This window comes from Micromonospora citrea (genome assembly GCF_049629545.1).
Classification (GTDB): Bacteria; Actinomycetota; Actinomycetes; order Mycobacteriales; family Micromonosporaceae; genus Micromonospora; species Micromonospora citrea_A.
Genome location: NZ_JBNADX010000002.1, coordinates 57,998 through 80,207 on the forward strand (window position 1 = coordinate 57,998; position 22,210 = coordinate 80,207).

General features: G+C 74.2%; 23 protein-coding genes. 7 read left to right on the top strand and 16 right to left on the bottom strand.

Going from position 1 to position 22,210, the window contains the following annotated elements; all coding sequences use genetic code 11:
* Positions 1-147: 147 nt before the first annotated feature.
* The 9 genes from ACPFP2_RS02860 to rsmD all read right to left on the bottom strand — a co-directional run bounded on the left by ACPFP2_RS02860 (position 148) and on the right by rsmD (position 7,859).
* Entirely contained in the window at positions 148-2,367 is a 2,220-nt protein-coding gene (locus ACPFP2_RS02860; RefSeq protein ID WP_424085796.1) for an MMPL family transporter, read from the bottom strand.
* 217 nt (positions 2,368-2,584) lie between these two features.
* On the bottom strand, positions 2,585-3,442 hold the full coding sequence (mutM, locus tag ACPFP2_RS02865; protein ID WP_424085798.1) for a bifunctional DNA-formamidopyrimidine glycosylase/DNA-(apurinic or apyrimidinic site) lyase: 858 nt from the start codon (positions 3,440-3,442) through the stop codon (positions 2,585-2,587).
* Positions 3,435-4,217 (bottom strand): ribonuclease III, encoded by a 783-nt coding sequence (rnc, locus tag ACPFP2_RS02870; protein WP_424085800.1) that lies wholly within the window; start codon positions 4,215-4,217, stop codon positions 3,435-3,437. Before rnc ends, mutM begins: the two co-directional genes overlap by 8 nt.
* On the bottom strand, positions 4,214-5,191 hold the full coding sequence (locus ACPFP2_RS02875) for a phosphate acyltransferase PlsX (RefSeq protein ID WP_424085802.1): 978 nt from the start codon (positions 5,189-5,191) through the stop codon (positions 4,214-4,216). The genes rnc and ACPFP2_RS02875 overlap by 4 nt, the downstream gene beginning before the upstream one ends.
* Positions 5,192-5,307: 116 nt before the next feature.
* Complete coding sequence (gene rpmF / locus ACPFP2_RS02880) at positions 5,308-5,481, bottom strand: 50S ribosomal protein L32 (protein WP_088963525.1); 174 nt, start codon at positions 5,479-5,481, stop codon at positions 5,308-5,310.
* A 5-nt stretch (positions 5,482-5,486) separates the two neighbouring features.
* Positions 5,487-6,050 carry a YceD family protein gene (locus ACPFP2_RS02885; protein WP_424085805.1) on the bottom strand — a complete coding sequence of 188 codons (564 nt, stop codon included), beginning with the start codon at positions 6,048-6,050 and terminating at the stop codon, positions 5,487-5,489.
* A 111-nt stretch (positions 6,051-6,161) separates the two neighbouring features.
* Positions 6,162-6,659, bottom strand: a complete 498-nt coding sequence (locus ACPFP2_RS02890; protein ID WP_424085806.1) for a hypothetical protein — start codon at positions 6,657-6,659, stop codon at positions 6,162-6,164.
* A 151-nt stretch (positions 6,660-6,810) separates the two neighbouring features.
* Positions 6,811-7,299, bottom strand: coding sequence for a pantetheine-phosphate adenylyltransferase (gene coaD, locus ACPFP2_RS02895; protein ID WP_424085808.1), 489 nt, complete (start codon positions 7,297-7,299; stop codon positions 6,811-6,813).
* Entirely contained in the window at positions 7,296-7,859 is a 564-nt protein-coding gene (gene rsmD, locus ACPFP2_RS02900; protein WP_424085810.1) for a 16S rRNA (guanine(966)-N(2))-methyltransferase RsmD, read from the bottom strand. Before rsmD ends, coaD begins: the two co-directional genes overlap by 4 nt.
* A 315-nt stretch (positions 7,860-8,174) precedes the next feature.
* On the opposite strand from rsmD, the gene ACPFP2_RS02905 reads away from it, so the two are divergent.
* On the top strand, positions 8,175-9,422 hold the full coding sequence (locus ACPFP2_RS02905; protein WP_424085812.1) for a hypothetical protein: 1,248 nt from the start codon (positions 8,175-8,177) through the stop codon (positions 9,420-9,422).
* 149 nt (positions 9,423-9,571) lie between these two features.
* Here ACPFP2_RS02905 and ACPFP2_RS02910 read toward each other — a convergent pair whose 3' ends face one another.
* The 3 genes from ACPFP2_RS02910 to ACPFP2_RS02920 form a co-directional block, all read right to left on the bottom strand.
* The gene (locus tag ACPFP2_RS02910; RefSeq protein WP_424085814.1) at positions 9,572-10,501 is read right to left on the bottom strand and encodes a serine hydrolase domain-containing protein; all 930 of its coding nucleotides are present in this window, start codon (positions 10,499-10,501) and stop codon (positions 9,572-9,574) included.
* 61 nt (positions 10,502-10,562) lie between these two features.
* Complete coding sequence (gene recG, locus ACPFP2_RS02915; protein WP_424085816.1) at positions 10,563-12,764, bottom strand: ATP-dependent DNA helicase RecG; 2,202 nt, start codon at positions 12,762-12,764, stop codon at positions 10,563-10,565.
* On the bottom strand, positions 12,761-14,380 hold the full coding sequence (locus ACPFP2_RS02920) for a DAK2 domain-containing protein (protein WP_424085818.1): 1,620 nt from the start codon (positions 14,378-14,380) through the stop codon (positions 12,761-12,763). Before ACPFP2_RS02920 ends, recG begins: the two co-directional genes overlap by 4 nt.
* A 326-nt stretch (positions 14,381-14,706) precedes the next feature.
* Here ACPFP2_RS02920 and rpmB point away from each other — a divergent pair, with 326 nt between their 5' ends.
* Both rpmB and ACPFP2_RS02930 read left to right on the top strand, forming a co-directional pair.
* Positions 14,707-14,898 (top strand): 50S ribosomal protein L28, encoded by a 192-nt coding sequence (rpmB, locus tag ACPFP2_RS02925; RefSeq protein ID WP_011905179.1) that lies wholly within the window; start codon positions 14,707-14,709, stop codon positions 14,896-14,898.
* A 221-nt stretch (positions 14,899-15,119) separates the two neighbouring features.
* Complete coding sequence (locus ACPFP2_RS02930) at positions 15,120-16,376, top strand: ATP-grasp domain-containing protein (RefSeq protein WP_424085821.1); 1,257 nt, start codon at positions 15,120-15,122, stop codon at positions 16,374-16,376.
* 183 nt (positions 16,377-16,559) lie between these two features.
* Here the strand turns inward: ACPFP2_RS02930 and ACPFP2_RS02935 are convergent, their stop codons facing one another.
* Positions 16,560-17,021, bottom strand: a complete 462-nt coding sequence (locus tag ACPFP2_RS02935; RefSeq protein ID WP_424085824.1) for a GNAT family N-acetyltransferase — start codon at positions 17,019-17,021, stop codon at positions 16,560-16,562.
* Between the two features lie 28 nt (positions 17,022-17,049).
* A complete protein-coding gene (locus ACPFP2_RS02940; RefSeq protein ID WP_424085826.1) occupies positions 17,050-17,988 on the bottom strand; it encodes a thiamine-phosphate kinase in 939 nt (312 codons plus the stop codon).
* Positions 17,989-18,151: 163 nt separating this feature from the next.
* On the opposite strand from ACPFP2_RS02940, the gene ACPFP2_RS02945 reads away from it, so the two are divergent.
* Positions 18,152-18,385: an Lrp/AsnC ligand binding domain-containing protein gene (locus ACPFP2_RS02945; RefSeq protein WP_013284547.1), complete on the top strand. Its 234-nt coding sequence runs from the start codon at positions 18,152-18,154 to the stop codon at positions 18,383-18,385.
* Positions 18,386-19,021, top strand: a complete 636-nt coding sequence (locus ACPFP2_RS02950; RefSeq protein ID WP_424085829.1) for a DUF3515 family protein — start codon at positions 18,386-18,388, stop codon at positions 19,019-19,021. It begins immediately after the preceding gene.
* Between the two features lie 358 nt (positions 19,022-19,379).
* Here the strand turns inward: ACPFP2_RS02950 and ACPFP2_RS02955 are convergent, their stop codons facing one another.
* Positions 19,380-20,480, bottom strand: coding sequence for a D-alanine--D-alanine ligase family protein (locus ACPFP2_RS02955; protein ID WP_424085831.1), 1,101 nt, complete (start codon positions 20,478-20,480; stop codon positions 19,380-19,382).
* A gap of 149 nt (positions 20,481-20,629) precedes the next feature.
* A complete protein-coding gene (locus ACPFP2_RS02960) occupies positions 20,630-20,857 on the bottom strand; it encodes a hypothetical protein (RefSeq protein WP_424086319.1) in 228 nt (75 codons plus the stop codon).
* Between the two features lie 271 nt (positions 20,858-21,128).
* On the opposite strand from ACPFP2_RS02960, the gene ACPFP2_RS02965 reads away from it, so the two are divergent.
* Together ACPFP2_RS02965 and ACPFP2_RS02970 are read left to right on the top strand one after the other, a co-directional pair.
* Positions 21,129-21,974 (top strand): helix-turn-helix domain-containing protein, encoded by an 846-nt coding sequence (locus tag ACPFP2_RS02965; protein WP_088977851.1) that lies wholly within the window; start codon positions 21,129-21,131, stop codon positions 21,972-21,974.
* Between the two features lie 3 nt (positions 21,975-21,977).
* Positions 21,978-22,178 (top strand): DUF397 domain-containing protein, encoded by a 201-nt coding sequence (locus tag ACPFP2_RS02970; RefSeq protein ID WP_424085833.1) that lies wholly within the window; start codon positions 21,978-21,980, stop codon positions 22,176-22,178.
* Positions 22,179-22,210: the final 32 nt, after the last annotated feature.

Here is a 22,210-nt window from a genome sequence, read left to right on the forward strand (position 1 = left end):
CCCGGCTGCGGTGATCAAGAAGTCCGGGCATCGGCAAGCGCTTGCCTGGTCCGTAAACCTCTTGATCATCACCGCGACGATCGGAGGCGCTGGACCGGGCGAGGCCCGGACCGGTGGGCGGTCCGGGCCTCGCGGATCGGGCGTGGGTCAGCGGGCGCCGACCAGCTCCGGGGCGGGGGTGGGCGGATCGGCCGGCGGGGCGACCCGGCGGGCCCGCAGGAAGCGCGGGGCCCACCAGTTGGCGTCGCCGAGCAGCGTCATCAGCGACGGCAGCACCACCGCGCGGATGATCGTGGCGTCCAGCAGGATCGCCGCCGCCAGCCCGATGCCGAGCTGCTTCATGTCGATCGTGCTCAGCGTGGCGAAGATGGCGAAGACCCCGACCATCACCACCGCCGCGCTGGTCACCACGCCCGCCGACGAGGTGATCCCGTACGCCACCGCGTCCCGGTTGGACATGCCGGCCCGGATCCCCTCCCGGATCCGGCTGACCACGAAGACGTGGTAGTCCATGGAGAGCCCGAAGAGCACCACGAAGAGGAAGAGCGGCAGCCAGGAGACGATCGCCCCCATCGACGTGAAGCCGAGCAGCCCCTCGGCCCACTCGCCCTGGAAGACCAGCACCAGCAGGCCGTACGCGGCGCCCGCGGAGAGCAGGTTGAGCACGATCGAGGTGAGCGCCACCACCACCGAACGGAACGTCCAGGTCATCACCAGGAACGTCAACGCCAGCACGAAGGCCATCACCAGCGGCAGCTTCTCCTCGACGTGCTGCGCGTAGTCCTCGCTGGCCGCGACCCCGCCGCCGACGGCGTACTCCACCCCGGGGATGCCACGCATCGCCGCCGGCAACAGGTCGTCGCGCAGCGTGTGCAGCGAGCGGGCCGCCTCGTCGTCCCGGCTCGCGTACGGGGTGGCGACCTCCAGCGTCGACACCCGCCGGTCGGCCGACACCTCGATCTTCGGGCCGTCCCCCTCGGCCGGCGCGAAGAGCGGGTCGGCGGCGGCGCGCCCGGCCAGGTCGGTCAGCGCCGCCCGTACGCGGTCGGCCTGCTCGGCCGGCGCCTGCACGGCCACCTGGTGGCTGGTGCCGGTGCTCGGGAAGGCGGCGGTGAGCCGGTCGTACGCCTGCATGGCCGGCGTGGTCCGGGGCAGGTCCTCCATGCCGGGGAACTTCAGCTTCATGCCCAGCGCCGGCGCGGCCAGGGCGAGCAGCAGCCCGACCGAGACGACCAGGGTGGCCAGCGGCGCACGCAGCGCGGGGCGCAGCACGGCCGGCCAGAACCGCGCCTTCGCCGGCTGCCCGTGCCGCCCGGTACGCGCCGCGGTGAGCCGCCAGAGCAGCGGCACCCGGGGCCGGTCGACCCAACGGCCCAGCTTCGCCAGCAGCGCCGGCAGCACGGTCAGCGAGCCGGTGACCGCGACCGCCACCACCAGGATCGAGCCGACCGCCAGCGAGGAGAAGACCGCGTCGTTGGCGAGCAGCAGCCCGGCCATCGAGATGATCACCGCGAAGCCGGAGACCACCACGGCGTGCCCGGAGGTCTCCGCGGCGATCTCCACCGCGTCCAGCCCGGAGCGGCCCTTGGCGCGTTCCTCCCGCTCCCGGCGGACGTAGAACAGCGAGTAGTCGACGCCGACGGCCATGCCGATCAGCAGGATCACGCTGGACGTGGTGTCGGTCGCCGGCACCAGGTGCGAGGCGAGCGTGGAGAGCCCCATCGCGGCGGCCACCGAGGAGAGCGCCAGCAGCACCGGCACCCCGGCCGCGATCAGCGCGCCGAAGGCGACGATCAGGATGGCCAGGGTGACCGGCAGGCTCAGCAGCTCGGCCCGCTCGAAGTCCTTGCCGAGGGTGTCGTCCAGGGCCTTGCCGATCGACGGCCCACCGACCTGCTCGACCCGCAGCCCCGGGTACGAGCCCTGGATGCCCGCCGTGACGTCGCGCAGCGACTGCACCCGGTCGGAGGCGTCCTCCGGGTCACCGGCCATGGTGACCGGCACCAGCAGCGCGTTGCCGTCCCGGGACGACACCGGCGCCCCCACCGACGCCACCTGAGTGACCTGGCGCATCCGCTCGGTCGCGTCGGCCGCCGCCGACTTCGCCGCCGCCTGGTCCAGCGTCCCGGTACGCGGCGTGATGAGGACGTTCTCGACCGCCGGGTCGTCGAAGTCCCCCTCGGTGACGATGATGTCCGCCCGGCCGGACTCCCCGATCGCCATGTCGGCGTTCGTGGCCTCCTTCAACCCGGCGGCGCTGCCACCGACGAAGCACACCGCCACGAACACCACCCAGAGCGCGATCGCACGCCACGGGTGCTCGGCGCTCCACCGCGCCAGCCGCACCGTCACCGGTCTTCTGCCCATCTGTCGCGTTCCCCCTGTCGCACCCGTCGACCCCCTGCCGACCGTGCTGACGCTAGGGAAACGGGGGCGCGCCGACATCGGGGATCGGCCCCGGCTCGTCCCGGACGTCGGCCGGCGCGTGCTGCGGGGCGGACGGGCGGGGCGGACGGGCAAAGCGGACCGGTGTCAGGGACGCGCGGGGAACGGCACACCGGCGCAACCCCGAGCCGGCTCGGGGTCACCCCCTCAGGGCACCCCGGGGACGCGGCTGGCAACGCGGGCAGCTGTACGACGACCGGTTCATGAACGCCTCCCGCCGGATCGGCGCGCCGCACCGCCGGCAGGGCCCGCCCTCCCGGCCGTACACGTTGAGCGACCGGTCGAAGTAGCCGCTCTCGCTGTTGACGTTGACGTACAGGTCGTCGAAGCTGGTGCCGCCCTGGGCGATCGCCTCGCCGAGCACGTCACGGACGTGCCCGAGCAGCCGGGTGGCGGCCGGGGCGGTCAGCGCGTCGGTCGGCCGGGCGCCGTGCAGCTTCGCCCGCCACAACGCCTCATCGGCGTAGATGTTGCCCACTCCGGAGATCAGCGTCTGGTCGAGCAGCGCCCGCTTCACCTCGGTCCGCCGCCGGCGCAGCGCCGCCACGAAGCCGGCGTCGGAGAACTCGTCGTCCATCGGGTCGCGGGCGATGTGCGCGATCTCGGCCGGCAGCTCGGCGCCGCCCTCGCTGACCGACAGCCCGCCGAACGTGCGCTGGTCGACGAAGCGCAGCTCGGGGCCGTCGTCGGCGAACCGGAACCGCACCCGCAGGTGCAGCTCGTCGGCGGCGTCCACCGGTTGCAGCAGCAGCTGGCCGGACATGCCCAGGTGGCCGATCATCGCGTCGCCGCTGTCCAGCGGCAGCCAGAGGTACTTGCCGCGACGCCGCACGTCGGTGACCGTACGGTCGGCCAGCACGGCGGCGAAGTGCGCCGCGCCGGGGACGTGCCGGCGTACGGCGCGGGGGTGGCGCACCTGGACCGAGGCGATCCGCCGGCCGGTGACCCACTGGGCCAGGCCCTGCCGGACCGTCTCGACCTCGGGCAGTTCAGGCACGGCCCAGGCCCGCCTCGGCGGTCGGCGCGGACTCCTCGGCGGCCAGGGCGGCCTGCTCCTTCTCGGCCTGCGCGGTCAGCTCCCGCCAGGCCGCCTCGGCGGCCCGCTGCTCCGCCTCCTTCTTGCTGCGCCCCTCGGCCCCGCCGTAGCGGTTGCCGGCCACCACCACCCAGGCGGTGAAGGTCTTGAGGTGGTCCGGGCCGGTGCCCTCGATCCGGTACTCGGGCACGCCCAGCCCCAGCGCGGCGGTGAGCTCCTGGAGGCTGGTTTTCCAGTCCAGGGCGGCGCCGCGGCCGGCGGACTCGGCCATCACCGGGTCGAAGAGGCGGTGGATGACCAGGGCGGCGGTATCGAGGCCGTGCTGGAGGTAGATCGCGCCGAGCAGCGCCTCCAGCGTGTCGGCGAGGATGCTGGCCTTGTCCCGGCCGCCGGTGGCCTCCTCGCCCTTGCCGAGCAGCAGGTACGCGCCGAGCCCGTCCGGCCCCAGGCCCCGGGCCACGTCGGCCAGGGCCCGCATGTTGACCACGCTGGCCCGCAGCTTGGCCAGCTGCCCCTCGGGCAGGTCCGGGTGGTTGCGGAAGAGCGCGGTGGTGATGACCACCCCGAGCACCGAGTCGCCGAGGAACTCCAGCCGCTCGTTGGTGGGCAGGCCGCCGTTCTCGTAGGCGTAGGAGCGGTGGGTCAACGCCCGCTCCAGCAGCTCGGGGTCGAGCGTCACGCCGAACGCCGCCTCCAGGTGACCGACGTGGACACGTCGGCGCTTGTCGTTCGTCATGGGCTTACCTCGGTGTCGATGCTGTCACTGGGCGAGGAGTACGCGGGGGCGCCGGCGAGCAGCGCGCGGACCCGGTCGGTGGCGCCGCGTCGCCACAGGTGCGCGGCGAGGGCGATGCCGGAGGCGACGTCGGCGGGCCCGGCGGCGCCGTGGCAGACGACCACCGTCCCGGCGACCCCGAGCAGGGCCGCCGCGCGGGGCGCGCCGCCGATCTCGGGCGGGCCGCCGGCCATCGCGTACGCGCCCTCGATGGCCTTGAGCAGCACGTTACCGGTGAAGCCGTCGGTGACCACCACATCGGCGCGCGCGCCGATCGAGAGGTCGTACCCCTCGACCAGGCCGACGTAGCGGGCCCCGCACGGCAGCGTCGCGGCGGCGAGCAGGGGGTCGGCGGCCTTGCGGGAACGGTCGCCCTTGCCGGCCTCGGTGCCGACGGAGAGCAGCCCGACCCGGGGGGCGGCGACGGCGTGCGCCACGGCGGCGTAGGCGGCGCCGAGCACGGCGTGGCGGGCCAGGGTGGCGGGACGCGGTTCCAGGGAGCCGCCGACGTCGAGCAGCACCACCGGGCCGGAGACGGCCGGGAGGGTGGCCACCAGGGCCGGGTGGCGGACGTCGTCCCACCGGCCGAAGCCGAGGGCGGCGGCGGAGACGGTCGCGCCGGTCGACCCGGCGGAGACGAGGGCGTCGGCGGTGCCGTCGCGGACGGCGGCGACGGCCGCCCGGACGGTGCTGTCGGCGCGCGGCGCGTGGTGGGCCGGGCCGGCCGCGGCGTGCACCGGGCGGACGGTGATCCGGGCGCGCTGCACCGGGGTGAGGGCGTCGGTCACCGTGGCCGCGACCTCGGTCGGGCCGACGAGCAGCAGGTGCAGGTACGGATCGGCGCGGACGGCTCGCAGAGCGCCGTCAACCACGACGGCGGGGGCGTCGTCCCCGCCGAGGAGGTCAACGGCGATCCGCGCGGTGCCCGGCTCCACCGTGACACCGGCCGGAGCGGGCCGGTCGGTGTCGGAGGGAGCCGGGGCACCGGGCGATCGCCAGGGTGCGCGCGCCACCCGACCCGTGGTCGGGGGCGTCACTCGGCGTCCAGGTCTCAGACCTCGAGGACCTGGCGGCCGTTGTACGTGCCGCACACGGAGCACGCGGCGTGCGGCAGCTTGGCGGACTTGCACTGCGGGCAGGCCACGGTCGCGACCACGGCCGCCTTCCAGTTCGCCCGGCGGGACCGGGTGTTGCTGCGCGACATCTTGCGCTTGGGGACGGCCACGGTTCCTACTCCTCTGTACGGTTCAGTTGCGACAGGCCCGCCCAACGCGGGTCGATCTGCTGGTGGCTGTGGTCGACCGGCAGATCGTCCCAGTGCACCCCACACTCGGGGCACAACCCTGGGCAGTCCTCCCGGCAGAGCGGGTTGGTCGGCAGCGTGAGCACCACCGCGTCCCGCAGCGCCGGCTCCAGGTCGATCAGATCGCCCTGCATCCGGCCCACCTCGTCCTCGTCGGTCGTGGAGTCCGTGGTGCTGTCCTCGTACGCGTACAGCTCCTGGACGTTCACGACCATCGAGTCGTTGATCTCACGCAGGCACCGGCCGCACTCGCCCCGGACGGGACCGCTGATGGTCCCGGAGACGAGCACGCCCTCGGACACCGACTCCAACCTCAGGTCGAGGTCGAGGTCCGCGCCCTCCGGCACGCCGATCAACTCCACGCCGAGGTCCGCCGGTGCCGGTGCGACCCGCTTGACCGTACGCATCGCGCCAGGCCGACGCGGCAGGTCCCTCGTGTCGAGGACCAGCGGCGACCTGGGGTTCAGGTTCGATGGCGAGTACTTGGGCATAGTCAGACTCCGGCCGGTGAGAGGCCGACAAAAAAGGTTACCTGGGCGACCGCCGGACCGTCGAATCGGGGGCGGACGCCCTCCTGCTCATGTCGGCTGGTGAGGTGCCGCTCAGAAGGGTAGCGGGCGCTCCGCCTCGTCCCCGGCGAAGGTGCCGATCTCGCGCAGCGCGTGCATCTTGTCCCGGCCGCGCTCTATCGAGGCCAGCGCCCGGGTCAGGAACTGCTCGAAGTTGGCCAGCGCGGTGTCGACGTAGTCGTCGACCTCGTCGCGCAGCCGCTGCGCCTCGGCCCGGGCCTCGGCGATGATCCGGGCGCCCTCGTGCTCGGCGGAGACGGTGATCTCGTTCACCGAGACCAGCCGGGCGTGTTCCGCCTCACCCTCGCTGATGATCCGGTCGGCCTCCCGCTTGCCGGCCTCCATGATCTTGTCCCGCTCCTCCAGGAGGGCGGCGGCCCGGCGCAGGTCGGCGGGGAGCTCGACGCGCAGCTCGTCCAGGGCCGCGATCATCTCGCCCCGGTCGACCATGCAGTTGTTGCGCGACATCGGTACGGAGCGGGCCTGCTCCACCATGGCGATCAGTTCGTCGATGCGATCGAGCGGGTCCACCGGTACCTCACTCCTGTCGTTCGTCGGCCGACCTACATGATGCGGGCTACGGCCGGTTTCCCGCTCCACACATGATGTCGTGTGCGGGCGAACCTCGCCCCATCCGGCCCGGCGCGTCGCGTGGCGGCGACCCGGGGCCGACGGGAGCGGCTCAGTCGCGCGACGACGGACCGATGCGCTCCTGGAGCGCCTCGCGGACCCGGTCCGGCACGTGCGCGGAGATGTCGCCACCCCACTTCGCCACGTCCTTGATCAGGCTCGAGGAGATGAAGGAGTAGAGCGGGTTGGTGGGCATGAAGAGCGTCTCGACCCCGGCCAGGCCGATGTTCATCTGCGCCATCTGCAGCTCGTAGTCGAAGTCGCTGACCGCCCGCAGGCCCTTGATCAGCACGCTCGCCTCCTGCGCCCGGCAGAAGTCGACCAGCAGGCCCCGGAAGGACTCGACCCGGACGTTGTCGTACGAGGAGGTCACCTCGCGGAGCATGTCGATCCGCTCCTCGACGGTGAACAGGCCGCTCTTCGACTGGTTGACCAGCACGCCGACGATCACCTCGTCGAAGAGCCGGCTGGCCCGTCCGATGATGTCGAGGTGGCCGTTGGTGACCGGGTCGAACGAGCCGGGACACACCGCACGTCTCATGATCGGCGACCGTACCAAAGGGTGGTCTCGCCGTAGCGGCGACTGCGCTCGCCGGTGACGCCTTCCACCCAGGTGACCGGTCCGGTCCGGCTGGACCGCTCCACCACCACCAGGGCGTCCGGGGCCAACCAGTCGTGCGCGACCAGCGCGGCCAGCATCGCGGTGAGCTCGGCGTCGGGCAGCGCGTACGGCGGGTCGGCGAAGACCACGTCGTACGGCTCGTCGCCGGGGCCGGCCGCGAGCACCCCGGCCACCTTGCCGGTGACCAGCCGGGCGGCCGGGGCGGCCCGGAGCGTGGCGACGTTCTCCCGGATCACCCGGGCGGCGCGCGGGTCGGACTCGACCAGCAGCACGTGCCGGGCGCCCCGGGAGAGCGCCTCCAGGCCGACGGCGCCGGAGCCGGCGTACAGGTCGGCGACGCGCGCGCCGACGAGGTCGACCTCGGCCTGCACCGCGCTGAACAACGCCTCCCGCACCCGGTCGGAGGTGGGGCGGGTGCCGGCGCCGGGCGGGGCGGCGATCCGCCGCCCGCCGAGCGTGCCGGCCACGATCCGGGTCACGGTCTCCCCCTGCTCATGGAGATGACGCTACGCGACGGCCGGGGCGGGCCGGGCGGGACGGTGCGGGCGGGCCGGGTGACGCGATGATCACCATCGGTACATCAATGATCTCAGATTCATAACATCATCCTTAGCCCTTCCTGAGCGCTGTAACGCGGGCGGCGATCCCACTAGGGTCGGCCGGGTGCCGGCGACGCTGCGCCGGCCGCGCGGCGCCGGGGAGGGCGCCGTCGCGGGACGCGCCGCAGGCGACCGCGACCAGCCGCCGCCACCCCACCCGCCGCACCCTGACGCTTCTTCACCCCGGGAGTACGCGTGATCCGTCCCCAGCCGTCGCCCCGGCGACCGCTCGCCGTGGCCGCCGCCGCACTGGCCGGCCTCGCCACGGCACTCGCCTTCACGGCGCCCGCGAGCGCCACCAACAGCTCGCCCTCACCGTCGGCCTCGCCGACCGCGACCGCGACGCCGACCACCCCGACGGAGCCGGCGCCGAACTGCGTCAAGGCCGACGACGCGAAGTACACGCACACCTTCGACGGCCCGAAGGGCAAGGCCTCGATCACGCTGACCAACGGCCCGCTCTGCGCCGGCGAGGAGCAGGAGCTGGCCCTGGTCTCGTACGTGACGCCGTCGGCGAAGTTCGCCGTGCCGCAGTACGTGCTCGACAAGTCGATCAAGAAGTTCACCGGCGTGGGCGAGGGCGAGCTGGGCCTGGCCACCCTGGACTTCAAGGTCGAGGTGCCGAACTGCTACACCCAGGTCGACTTCGTCTTCGGCGGCACCGTGATCGACCCGCTGACCGACACCAGCGACCGCTACGGCGACCGCAAGGTCGGCAGCAAGAAGGGCATCGGCTCCCGGTCCACCGGCCCGCAGGCCTGGTACAACGGCGGCTCCGGCACCTGCACCGCCGTCCCCGAGGTCATCGCCGAGTCCGACTGCGCGGGCACCGTCGAGCTGACCCTGGTCAACCGCACCGGCAACGCGGCGGCCGAGTTCACCATCGCCGGCAGCAACGGCTTCACCGAGAAGGTGACCGTCCCCATGCGCAAGATCGAGACCCGCAAGCTCAGCCCGGGTCAGGCGCAGGAGATCACCGTGACCGCGCCGGGCATGAAGGACTTCACCGGCGGCTGGGAGAAGCCCGAGGACTGCCAGCAGCCCGAGGTCGGCGTCCCGGACGCCAGCTACGAGTCCACCTGCGACGAGATGACCTTCCGGATCACCAACCCGGAGGACGGCGTCACGCTGACCTCGACGTTCACCCCGAGCAAGGGCGAGGCCAAGACGCTGACCGTCGAGCCGGGCCGCACCGGCACCGTCAGCTTCAAGGCCGGCGAGGGCTTCACCGTCACCGTCACCGGTGACCTCGACTCCGGTGGCCCGCTGGCCTGGGAGCAGCCGGAGGACTGCGAGGACGGTGGCACCGGCGGCGGCGAGCCCGGCCTGCCGGTGACCGGCGCGGCGGCCGGCGGCATCGCCGCGGGCGCGCTCGCCCTGCTGGCGGCCGGCGCGGTGCTCTTCGTCGTCGCGCGACGCCGACGGATCCGCTTCACCGCCTGAGCGACACCTGCCTGACCGCCGGGGGCGCGTCGACCGAAGAGGTCGGCGCGCCCCCGGCGCCGTTGCGGGCCGCTTCCTCCCCCGTGCCGGCCGGGGAACGCCTACCAATCCCAGCTCGGCGAGGACGCCGGGACGGCGTCGGGGCCGGGTCAGCGCGGCGCGAGAGCCACCGGCACCAGCGCCGGATCGACCTCGGCCTGGTTGGTCAGCAGCACCAGGCGGCGGTCCGATTCCGGCAGCCACGCCGCGAGCGACTTGAAGCCCAGGTTGTACCCGGAGTGGTGCACCGCCGGTTCCCCCGCCAGCGGGCCGAGGAAACAGCCGTAGCCGTACGCCTCGCCGTCCCGGGGGGTCAACGCGTGCCGGGTGGTCATCGCCGCGACCGAGTCGGCGGTGAGCAGTCGCCCCCGGCGCGGCACGTCGAGCCAGGTGAGCAGATCCGGCCCGGTGCACCAGACGTCGCCGGTGCCCTGGTTGACGACGTCGAGGTCCCAGGAGGGCACCGACCTGCCGTCCTCGTGGCCCACCGCCACCTCGGCGCGGTCCACCGGCGTGCCGGCGAAGCTGCCGGTCATCCCGAGCGGCCCGAACACCTCCTCGTCGAGGACGGCGGCGTACGGCCGGTCGGCCGCCCGCTCGACGACGCGGGACAGCAGCACGTAGCCCGGGCTGCTGTAGCTCCAGCCCTCGCCGGGGGCGAACAGCGGCGCGCCGGCGGCGAAGGTGGCGAGCAGGTCGTCCGGGTCGGCCGGTCCGGCCAGGTCGATCATCGGGTAGTCCGACCAGTGCCCGATCCCGGAGGTGTGGGTCAGCAGGTGGTGCAGCGTGATCCCGGACCAGTGCGCGGGCGTGCGCGGCAGCCAGCGGGCGACCGGGTCGGCCAGGTCGAGGGCCTTCCGCTCGGCGAGGAGCAGCACCGCCACCGCGGTCATCTGCTTGCTGATCGACGCGATCTGGAACCGGGTCGCGCGGGTGCACGGCACCCCGGACGTGTCGTCCGCGACGCCGCCGACCTGCTCCAGGACGAGGTCGTCGCCATGGGCCAGCAGGAGCACACCGCGGGTGAGGGGAATCGCCATCGATCGAGCCTAGGCGCGCAGCGCCGAACCGTGGGGGCAAGCTCCACAGGGGACAGGGGCGTCAGCCCTTCTCCAGGTACTCCGCGCGCTCCTCGTCGACCAGCGCGGCGACCGAGGCGGCCAGCGCCGGATGCCGATCCAGCTCCGGGTCCTCCGCGATCAGCGCCTGGGCCTCGGCGCGGGCGTCGCGGATCAGGTCGGTGTCGCGCAGCAGCGACAGCAGCCGCAGGTGCGAACGGCGACCGGACTGGGTCGCGCCCAGCACGTCGCCCTCGCGGCGCTGTTCGAGGTCGAGTTCGGCCAGCTTGAAGCCGTCGGTGGTGGAGGCGACCGCGTCGAGACGCTCCCGGGCCGAGGAACCCTCGCCCGCCTCGGTGACCAGCAGGCAGAGACCCGGTGCGGCGCCCCGCCCCACCCGGCCGCGCAGCTGGTGCAGCTGGGAGACACCGAACCGGTCGGCGTCCAGCACGATCATCACGGTGGCGTTGGGGACGTTGACGCCGACCTCGACCACCGTGGTGGCGACCAGCACGTCCAGGTCACCGGCGGCGAAGGACCGCATCACCGCGTCCTTCTCGTCGGCCGGCAGCCGGCCGTGCAGGACGCCGATCCGCAGCCCGTGCAGCGGCCCTTCGGCGAGCAGCGGCGCCACCTCGGTCACCGCCACCGGCGGCCGTCGGCCGCTGTCGTCCTCCCGGGGCGGTTCCTCCTCACTGGCCGGGCCGTCACCGATCCGGGGACACACCACGTACGCCTGGTGCCCGGCCGCCACCTCCTCGCGCAACCGGCGCCAGGCCCGGTCCAGGAAGGCCGGCTTCTCCGCCGCCGGCACCACGTGCGAGGCGATCGGCGAGCGCCCCTGCGGCAGCTGGGACAGGGTGGAGGTCTCCAGGTCGCCGTAGACGGTCATCGCCACCGTGCGCGGGATCGGGGTCGCCGTCATCACCAGCACGTGCGGTGGCTGGTCGGCCTTGGACCGCAGCGCGTCACGCTGCTCGACGCCGAAGCGGTGCTGCTCGTCGACCACCACCAGGCCGAGATCGGCGAAGTCCACCCCCTCGTAGAGCAGGGCGTGGGTGCCGAGCACGATCCCGGCCCGCCCCTCGGCGACCTCCGCCAGGGCCCGCCGCCGGGCGGCCGCGCCGAGCGAGCCGGTGACCAGCTCCACCCGGGTCGCGTCGTCGGCCGCGCCCAGCTCACCGGCCTGCGCGAGCGGGCCGAGCAGCTCCAGCATGCCCCGGTGGTGCTGGGCGGCGAGCACCTCGGTCGGGGCAAGCAGCGCCGCCTGCCCGCCCGCGTCGACCACCTGGAGCATCGCGCGCAACGCCACCACGGTCTTGCCGGAGCCGACCTCGCCCTGCAGCAGCCGGTGCATCGGGTGCGGGGTGGCCAGGTCGGCGGCGATCTCGACGCCGACGTCCCGCTGGCCGGAGGTCAGCTCGTACGGCAGTCGGGCGTCGAACGCGTCGAGCAGCCCGCCGGGCTTCGGCGGGCGGGCCCTCGCCGGCCAGGACGCCGCCCGCGCCTTGCGCTGCACCAGGGTGAGCTGCACCGCGAACGCCTCGTCCCACTTGAGCCGACGACGGGCCCGGTACAGCTCCTCCTTGCTGGTCGGGCGGTGGATCTCCCGCAGCGCGGCGCCGATGCCGACCAGGTTGCGGCTGGCCCGTACGGCGGCCGGCAGCGGGTCGTCCGGCGGGGTGAAGGTGTCCAGCACCACCCGCACGCAGCGGGCGATCACCCAGGTCGGCACCGCCGCGGCGGCCGGGTAGACCGGGATCAGCGCGCCGGCGAACTCCTCGACCTCCTCGTTGGCCGCCGCCTCGCCGTCGCCACCCTCGCCGAGCAGGACGTACTCCGGGCCGTTGAGCTGCCGCTTGCCCCGGAACTCGGTGACCTTGCCGGCGAACAGCCCCCAGCGCCCGGGGCGCAGCTCCCGCTCCCGCCAGGCCTGGTTGCCGAAGAAGGTGCACGTCAGCACACCGCCGGAGCCGTCACCGACGGTCACCTCCAGCAGGTTGCCCCGCCGCTGCCGCATCGGCCGGACCGCGGTGCGCTGCACCTGGGCCAGCACGGTCACCTGCTCGCCCACGTCGAGCGAGCGGATGTCGGTGTGCTCGCCGCGCTCGTCGTACCGGCGGGGGAAGTGGTAGACCAGGTCACCGGCGGTGTGCAGGTCGAGGTGGCCGGCCAGGGCCTTGGCCGTCCGCTCCCCGACCAGCTTCTTCAGCGGCGTGTCCACCGTCGACGGCTCGCTCGTCATTCGACCCCCACCAGCAGCGGATAGTGCGGCTGCCCACCCGGGTACGCCTGCACCTCGACGAAGGGCCAGCGCCGGACGACATGGGCTCGGACCGCCTCGGCGAGGCCGTCCGGGGCGTCCTCGCCGGTGAGCAGCGTGACCAGTTCGCCACCGCCGCCGAGCATCCGGTCGACCACGGCGACGCAGGTGTCGACCAGGTCGGCGCCGATCAGGTGCACCTCGCCCTCGACCAGGGCGAGCACGTCACCGGGGCGGCACGGACCGGCGACGGTCAGCGCCTCCCGGCTGGCCCGGCAGACCTCGGCGTACCGGCAGGCGCCGGCGGCCTCGGCCATCGCGATGACGTCGTCCTCGAAGCGCCGCTTCGGGTCGCGGACGGCGAGCGCGGCGAGCGCCTGCACCGGCGAGCGGGTCGGCACGACGCTGACCTTGACGCCGAGGGCGTGCGCCTCCTTCGCGGCGGCACTCGCCACGGCCTGCGTGTTCGGGTCGTTGGGGAGCACCACCACCCGGGCCGCGGCGGTGGCCCGGACGGCGTCCAGCAGCTCCCGGGTGGACGGGTTGCCCGGCACCACCGTCGCGCCCTCACCGGCGAAGAGCTCCGCGATGCCCGCGCCGGCCGCGACCACCACGGCCGCCCGGCCGTCGGTGGCGGGCCCGGGGTGCGGGGCCGGCGCCGTCTGGTCGGCGAAGCGGGTCACCGAGATCCGGTACGGCCGGCCGGCGACCACCCCGGCCTCGATCGCCGCGCCGACGTCGTTGACGTGCACGTGCACGTTCCAGGTGCCGTGCGGCTCACCCCCGTCGCCGACGATCACGAGGGAGTCCCCGAGCGTGTCCAGGATGTCCCGCAGCCGGGACACCGCCTCGTGGTCGGCGTCGAGGAGGAACTGCACCTCGTAGGCGTACTCCTCGGAGCCGGTCTCGCGCACGGCGGTCAGCGGCGGGCGGACCGCGCGGGCCACCGGCGCCGGCCGGGGTGGGCTCTCCCCGGTGACCACCTCGACCAGCGCGTCGAGCAGCAGGCAGAGCCCCCGGCCGCCGGCGTCGACGACCCCGGCCCGGGCCAGCGCGGGCAACTGCTCCGGGGTGCGGGCCAGGGCGCGCGCCGCCTCCCCGGCCGCCGCCCGCACGACCGTGCGCAGGTCGTCGGTGTCGGCCTGCTCGGCGGCGGTCGCGGCGGCGGCGACCACGCTGAGCAGGGTGCCCTCCACCGGCCGGGCGACGGCCGCGTACGCCGCGGCGGCGGCGTGGCGCAGCGCGCGGGCCAGCTCACGGCCGCCGACGGGTGAGACGTCGGCGAGCGCGTCGGCGAAGCCGCGCAGGATCTGCGACAGGATCACCCCGGAGTTGCCCCGCGCGCCGAGCAGCGCCCCGCGGGCCATCAGCCGCAGCGCGTGGCCGTGCGGGGTGTGCCCGTCCTCCGGCAGGGTGTCCAGGTCCATCGCGAGGGCCTGCTGGGCCGAGGTGAGGGTGAGCACCATGTTGGTGCCGGTGTCGCCGTCCGGGACCGGGTAGACGTTCAGCCCGTCGATCTCGCCCTGGTGGTGCCGGAGCGCGATGAGCCCACCGGCGCACCAGCGGCGCACCGCGGCGGCGTCGAGGGTGTCCAGCACGGCCAGAAGCCTACTGTCGCGCACCGACACACGCCGGGGTCGGCCGTCCTCACCCGGCGTGTCCGAGGTCCCGGTCGGTGCGCGACGGCGGCCCGGCGCGGCGGACACCGGGTCGCGCCCGGGCACCGGCCGGCGGTAGTCTGGGGCCGTTCCCCCGTCGGTCCGCACCACGGGGGCGTGGTCGCCGCGGACGGTGACCGCCGTCACGCCGACGCCTGCGGGCCGGGCCGGTTGGTCCGGGGTAGGGGTCATCGGGTAACCTGGCCAGGTTGCCCGGGCAGCGCCTGCCGGCGACCTCATGAACGTTTCAATCCCAGGAGTATCCCGTGGCTAGCGTGTGCGACGTCTGTGGCAAGGGGCCGGGCTTCGGCCACAACGTGTCCCACTCGCACCGGCGGACCAACCGCCGCTGGAACCCGAACATCCAGTCGGTGCGTACCCCGGCCGGTGGCGGCAACACCAAGAAGTTGAAGGTCTGCACCTCGTGCATCAAGGCCGGCAAGGTCACCCGCGCCTGACGCGGTAACGCCTCCAGCTCGAAGATTCGCCAGCACCGGCGGGCCGTGACGGTCCGCCGGTGCTGTCGTGTCCGGGTACGCCCGCACCCGCCGGCCCCGCTTCTGACAGGTCGGCGACGGGGCTCTCGACCGGGCCCGGGCGCCCGACTACCGTCTCCCCCGCCGGCCCGGCGGGGCGCGTCCGCACCGGCTCCCCTGCATCCACCCACGGAGGAGGACCGGTGCACCTGGACCTCGGCCCAGACGAGATGATCTTCTTCGGGTCCTCCGTCGGCATGCTGCGCTGGCTCGACGAGCAGCTCCCGCCGTCCAGCGTGGTGCTCGTCGAGGAGCCGGACGTGATCCGGCGGCGCGGCGGCGACCGGCTCGTGGCCGGGTTGCCCGTCATCTCCCGCGCGCTCGCCGTCCAGTACCAGACCGGGCTCGACGTCGACGCGCTGCTCGCCCGAGAGCCGGGCCTGGCCGACGCCCGGCTGGTCGTGCCCGGCACCGAGTACGCCGTGACCGCCGTGGCCCGGCTCGCCGACCGGCTCGGCCTGCCCGGCGCCGGCCCACAGGCCGCCGAGGTCTTCACCGACAAGCACCGGATTCGCCGGACCGCCGCTGCGGCGGGGCTGGCGAATCCGGCGTACGCGCTGGTCACCGACCCGCGGGAGGCGGCAGTCTTCGCCGACCGCTTCGGCGGACGGTGCGTGCTCAAGCCGACCCGCCGCGCGGGCAGCCTGGGCGTACAGCTCATCACCGACCGGGAGCAGATCGGGCCGGCCTGGGCGGCGACCGCCGCACCGGAGGAGTCCCCCGAGGCCACCGACCGGGGCATGCCCAGCCAGGTGCTGGTCGAGCAGACCCTGGTCGGCCCGGAGTACAGCGTCGAGCTGCTGGTGGCCGACGGCGAGGTGCGCTTCGCCAACGTCACCGACAAGCGGGTCCTGCCCGGCCGCTGCCCGGTCGAGACCGGGCACACCGTGCCCTCCGCGCTGCCCCTCGCGCAACAGGCGGAACTGGTGACCGTGTCCACCCGGCTCGCCGCGGCGGCCGGCTTCCGCACCGGGGTGCTGCACAGCGAGTGGATCGTCGCCGACGGGACGCCGACCCTGGTGGAGTGCGCCGCCCGGCTCCCCGGGGACATGATCACCGCGCTGCTCGCGGCGGCGTACGAGTGCGGGTTCATCGGCGCGTACCTGGACCTGCTCCGCGGCGGGCGACCGGCGCTGCCGGCCCGGCCCTCCGGCGCGGCGGCGGTGGAGTTCCTGCTCGCCCCGCCCGGCACGGTGACCGCGATCGACGGGGTACGCGACGCGCTGCGCGCCCCCGGGGTGCTCTCCGTCGAGCTGGACGTGCGGGTCGGCGACACCGTCGGCGAGGTGGTCTCCTCCACCCGGCGCAGCGGTCACGTGCTCACCTGGGGCGCCGACCCGGCCGAGGCGACGCGGACCGCCCGGCACGCCGCCGGACTGGTCCGGATCAGCGTCGGCTGAGCCGCTCCCGCCACGGTGGCAGCCGGGGGCGGGCCCGGCCGGGATCCGGTGGTGGCCGGGCCGGAGCCGGCGGCGGAGGGCAGGCCGAAGGTCCGCCGGCGGCGGGCCGGGCCGGCGTCCGGTGGTGGGCGGGCCGGGCCGGAATCGGCCCGGCGGACGGTCGGGCCGGGGTCCGGTGGACCGTCAGAGGACCCGGCCGAAGGAGAGGCAGCCCGGCTCGTCGGCGTAGAAGCCGAAGTTGGGGATCGACTCGTACCCGGCCGAGGTGTACATGGCGATCGCCTCGGGCTGCCGGTCGCCGCACTCCAGGATGATCCGCTTGCGGCCGTGGTCCCGGGCGGACCGCTCGACGGCGGCCAGCACCGCGCGGGCCACGCCCCGCCCCCGGGCCGCCGGAGCGGTGTACATCCGCTTCAGCTCGGCCGTGTCGTCGTCGTGGCTGCGCCAGCCGCCGCACCCGACCGGCTCGCCGTCGAGGTGCGCGACGAGGAACACACCGTGCGGCGGCACGAACTCGGCGGCGTCGACCGGGGTCTCGTCGCCGCTGCCGCCGTACCGCTGGCCGAGATCGGCCAGGGCCGCGCGGATCAGCGCCTGCGCCACCGGCGAGTCGAAGGCCGACGCGTGGATCTCGATCTCACTCACCGGTAAAGGGTACGACCGGGGTGGGCCGTTACCGGAAGTGGTCCCAGCCGGCCGGGCCGTCGTACGCGGCCCCGTCGACCGTCACACCCGCACCCTCGACCACCCGGCCGATCGGCCGCCACTCCGCCGGCAGGGCCACCGACCGGGGGAACGTCGCCGCCAGCGCGTGGTCGTCGCCACCGGCGAGGATCCACGAGTACGGGTCGACGCCGAGCGCCTGCGCGGCGTCGCGCATCTGCCGGGGCACCTCGAAGGCGTCCCGGTGCACGTCGACGCCGACCCCGCTGGCCTTCGCCACGTGACCGAGATCGGCCAGCAGCCCGTCCGAGACGTCGATCATGGCGGTGGCGCCGAGCCGGGCGGCGTGCGGCCCCGCCGCGTACGGCACCTCCGGCCGCCGGTACGCCTCGACCAGCAGCCGGGGCGTGCGGAACCCGCGGGAGAGCACGGTCAGCCCGGCAGCGGCCCAACCGGTCCGCCCGGCCAGCGCGACCACGTCCCCCGGCCGGGCGCCGGAGCGGACCACCGGGGCACGCCCACCGAGGTCCCCCAGCGCGGTGACGGCGATGGTCAGGGTGGGGCTGGCCGACATGTCCCCGCCGACCACGCTCGCCCCCACCAGGGCCGCCTCCGCGCCCAGACCGTCGGCCAGCCCCTCGGCCCAGGCGGTGTCCAGGTCCGCCGGCATGCAGAGGGCCACCAGCAGCGCGGTGGGGGTGGCCCCCATCGCGGCGATGTCGGCCAGGTTCGCCGCCGCCGCCCGGTGTCCGACGTCGACCGCGCCGGACCAGTCCCGGCGGAAGTGCCTCCCCTCGACCAGCACGTCCGTCGAGGCCACCACCCGTCGGTCCGGCGCCGCGACCACCGCCCCGTCGTCACCCGGGCCGAGCAGGCAGCTCTGCCCGTGCGTCAGGCGGGCCGTCACCCGGTCGATCAGTCCGAACTCGCCCACACCCGCGACCGTCATGCCGTCCCCTCGTCGCGCTCGTCCATGCCCGTCCCCTGCCGTCCCGCCACCACGTGTGCTCGCTCACCGCGTCCAGGCGGCCACCGATAGGGATCACCCCTGCTCCGTAAGGTAGTTTCACCCTTCGGGCCGCCCACGGGCGGCGACGGACGGAGGTCGAGTCGTGGTACAGGCGTACATCCTCATCCAGACGGAGGTCGGCCGGGCGCGTGACGTGGCCGGTCTGATCGCGGACCTCGCCGGCGTGGTCCGGGTCGACGCCGTCACCGGGCCCTACGACGTGGTGGTGCTCACCGAGGCGAACACCGTCGACGAGCTCGGCAAACTGATCGTCAGCAAGGTGCAGATGGTGCCCGGCATCACCCGCACCCTCACGTGTTCGGTGGTGCGCCTGTAAGTGGACGAGATCACTTCCACCTCTGCTCCCGAGGTCGACCGCGAGCAGCCCGCGAAGGGCTCCGGGCGACCCAAGGATCCGGCGACCCGCAAGGCGGCGCTGATCGCCACCCTGGTCGCGTTGCCGGTGACCGTGGCGGTCGCCGGGATCACCTTCGCCAGGCTGGCGCCGGACACTCCGGCCGCCGAGCCCAGCCCCACCGCGACGACCGCGCGGGCGCAGGCCACGACCCCGGTCGAGATGGCCGCCCCGGCGCTCGACGCCCGCCCGGCCGTCGTCTGTCGAGCGCTGGTGTCGCAGCTGCCCGACTCCGTGCGTGAGCTGAGGCAGCGGCCGGTCACCGCCGGGCCGGAGCAGAACGCCGCGTACGGCGACCCGGCGCTGACCGTGGCCTGCGGCGGCGCCGAGCCGACCGTGGACGCGACCGCCGACGTCTGGACGGTCAACAAGGTCTGCTGGTTCGCCGAGCAGAAGTCCGACGCCACGGTGCTCACCACCGTCGACCGGGAGACCGCCGTCACGGTCACCGTGCCGCTGTCGTACGAGCAGCCGTTGCAGTGGGTCACCCCGATCTCCGACACGATCGTCGCCTCGGTGCCGTCGGGCGGCGCGGTCCCGGCCGGCTGCCGAGCCTGACCTCCACCCTCGTAGCCGTCGTCCCGGCCCCCGCAGCACTCCGCTGCGGGGGCGCTCGTTCACTGCCACCCGCGTCGCCCCGCCGCCCCGCCTGCCGCCCCGCCCGCCGCCCGCCCGCCGCCCGCCCGTCTCGCCGCGCTCCGCCCGCCGTACCGCCGTCCGCCGGCCCCCGCCGCGCTGACGGGCGCCGAGACGGTCGCACTTTCACGGAAAGAGTGGCTATCCGGCGCGGAATGGCCACTCTTTCCGCGAAAGTGTGCGGATCCTGAGCGCGGCGCGGCGCGGCGTGGGCGCGGCGCGACGCGGGGCGGCGTGGCGTGGCGTGGGGTGCGGCCCGGGGGTGGTGGGGCGGGGTGGGTCAGCGGGGGCCGGTGTCGCGGTGCAGGGCGGTGCGGATCAGGCGGTTGACCAGCTTCGGGTACTCCAGGCCGGAGGCCGCCCACATCCGGGGGAACATCGAGGTCGGGGTGAAGCCCGGCATCGTGTTGATCTCGTTGAGGTAGACGTCCAGCCCGGGCGTGACGAAGAAGTCGACCCGGGCCAGCCCGGAGCAGTCCAGCGCGGTGAAGGCCCGGGTGGCGTACTCCTGCACCCGGCGGGTGACCTGCTCGGGCAGGGTGGCCGGGATGTCGTACTCGCAGGAGTCGTCGATGTACTTGGCCTCGAAGTCGTACCAGTCGTGGCCGGAGACGACCCGGACCTCGGCCAGCACGGACGCCTCGGGGGCGCCGCCGGCCTCGCCCTCCAGCACGCCGCACTCGATCTCCCGGCCGACGATCGCGCCCTCGACCAGCACCTTGGTGTCGATCTCCCGGGCGGTCGCGACCGCGGCGTCGAGCCGGGACCAGTCGTCGACCTTGGTGATGCCGAAGGACGAGCCGGCCCGGGACGGCTTGACGAAGACCGGCAGGCCGAGGCGCTCCTTGTCCTCCTCGCTGAGCGTCATCCCGTTGCGCAGCACCGCGTACGGCCCGACCGGGATGCCCTCGACGGCGCAGAGTTTCTTGGTGAACTCCTTGTCCATCGCGGCGGCGGAGGCGAAGACGTTCGCCCCGACGTACGGGATGTCGGCCATCTCCAGCATGCCCTGGATGGTGCCGTCCTCGCCGTACGCGCCGTGCAGCACCGGGAAGACCACGTCGACGTCGGCGAGCGCGCGCGGGCCCTCGGCGGGGTCGAGCACCATCAGGCCACCGGCGGTGGGGTCGGCGCGCAGGACCAGCTCGGCGCCGGAGCCGGCGGTGATCTCCGGCAGCTTCCGGTCGGCGATGGCGAGCTGACTCGGGTCACCGCTGGCCAGCACCCACTGCCCCTGGCGGGTGATGCCCACCGGCACCACCTCGAACTCGTCCGGGTCGAGCGCGGCGAGCACGCTGCCGGCACTGACGCAGGAGATGCCGTGCTCGGGGCTGCGGCCGCCGAATACGATCGCCACGCGGGTCTTGCCTGGGGTGGTCACTGGGTCACCTCTCGGTACGCGACTGCGGAGCCGCCTGCGGCGCGCTCACCCGGTTGACCTTACTGTGGGTGGCGGCGGGCCGATGGTGATACCCGGGAGGAGCTGAGCCTCCCTCGCAAACGGTCACCCGCACCGATACGGTGCGTGACCTACCTGTCCGGGCAGGTGTGCCGACCGCGGCCGACCGCGATCACCTTCACCCGTTGCCGGCCGGCGCGGACCATGCCCAGGGCCATGAACGCGCCGGCGATCCGGTCGGCGGCCTCCCGGCTGCTGGCGCCGACCACCTGGCGGCGCCGCTCGGGGGCGGTGCGCTCGTTGCGGACCTCCCCCTCCACCGGACGGACGTCGGTGAGCACCACCAGGAACCGCGTCATCGCCGCTCGCCAGGACATCCGCTCGACCTCATTCCGACGTCTCCCTCCCCGGTGGACGGTGGCGGAGCGGGGTGGCACGTGGCGATCGGGTACGGGGGAGTAAACCCGATCACCACGCGCCCCATCCCCTCCGGTCGCTCACCATCGCCGTCGCCACGACAACCGTTGGTGAGGACGCCATCACAGATTGACAGGTGGACAGGCGTGAATGCAACTCTCATCGACGTTCTCTCATGCGCACTTTCCCGAAGACATATGTCACCATCGACGTATGGCTCCCAAGACCGCCCGGGCGCGACGGCTGGGCATCGCCCTGCGCACCCACCGGGAGGCGGCCGGCCTCACACTCGAGGCCGCCGCCGACGAGATCAACAGCACCCGCAGCACGCTCTCCCGCTACGAGAACGCGCAGACGCTGGTCAGCCCCGCCACCGTGCGCGCGCTGCTCAGCCTCTACGGCGTCGGGCCGGACGAGATCGCGGCGGCGGTGCAGCTCGCCAAGGACACCCGCAAACCCGGCTGGTGGGTGCCGTACTCGCACCTGCTGGACAAGCGCACCATCGACTTCATCGCGCTGGAGGCGGAGGCGACCGGCATCGCCAACTTCGAACCCTCGGTGGTGCCCGGGCTGCTCCAGACCGCCGACTACATCCGGGGCGTGATGCGCGGCGGGCCGCACACCCTCAGCGACGACCAGGTCGAGCAGCGGGTGCAGCTACGGCTGGACCGGCAGCAGCGGATCACCGCCGACGACCCGCCCATCTTCGACGCGATCATCGACGAGGGCGCGCTGCTGCGCCCGGTCGGCGACCGCGCGGCGATGCAGGGGCAGCTGCGGCACCTGCTCAAGATGGGCGAGCTGCCGAACGTGACCGTGCAGGTGATCCCCCTGGCGGCGGGCTACCACCGGGGCACCCGCGGCTCGCTGCACATCCTGGAGTTCGCCGACCCGGAGGATCCGCTGATCGCCTCGGTGGAGACGGTCGCCGGACAGATGGTCCTCGACCGCCCGGGTGACCTGCGTACCTGCACCAAGATCATGGAACACCTGCGGACCGTCGCGCTCAGCCCGGCGGACAGCCGCGACCAGCTCGTGCAACTTCTGAAGGGACGGTAGGAGATGACACCGACGATCAGCGCGGCGTTGGCCACGGCCGCGTGGCGCAAGAGCAGCCACAGCGGCGACGAGGGGGCCTGCGTGGAGCTGGCCACCGTGCCGGAGGTGGTGGCCGTCCGCGACTCCAAGGACCCCGCCGGCCCGGTCCTGCTCTTCCCACCGGCCGCCTGGACCGCCTTCGCCGCCGCCCCGCCCCGCCGCTGACCCGCCCCACCGGTCCACGGGACCGGTCAGGA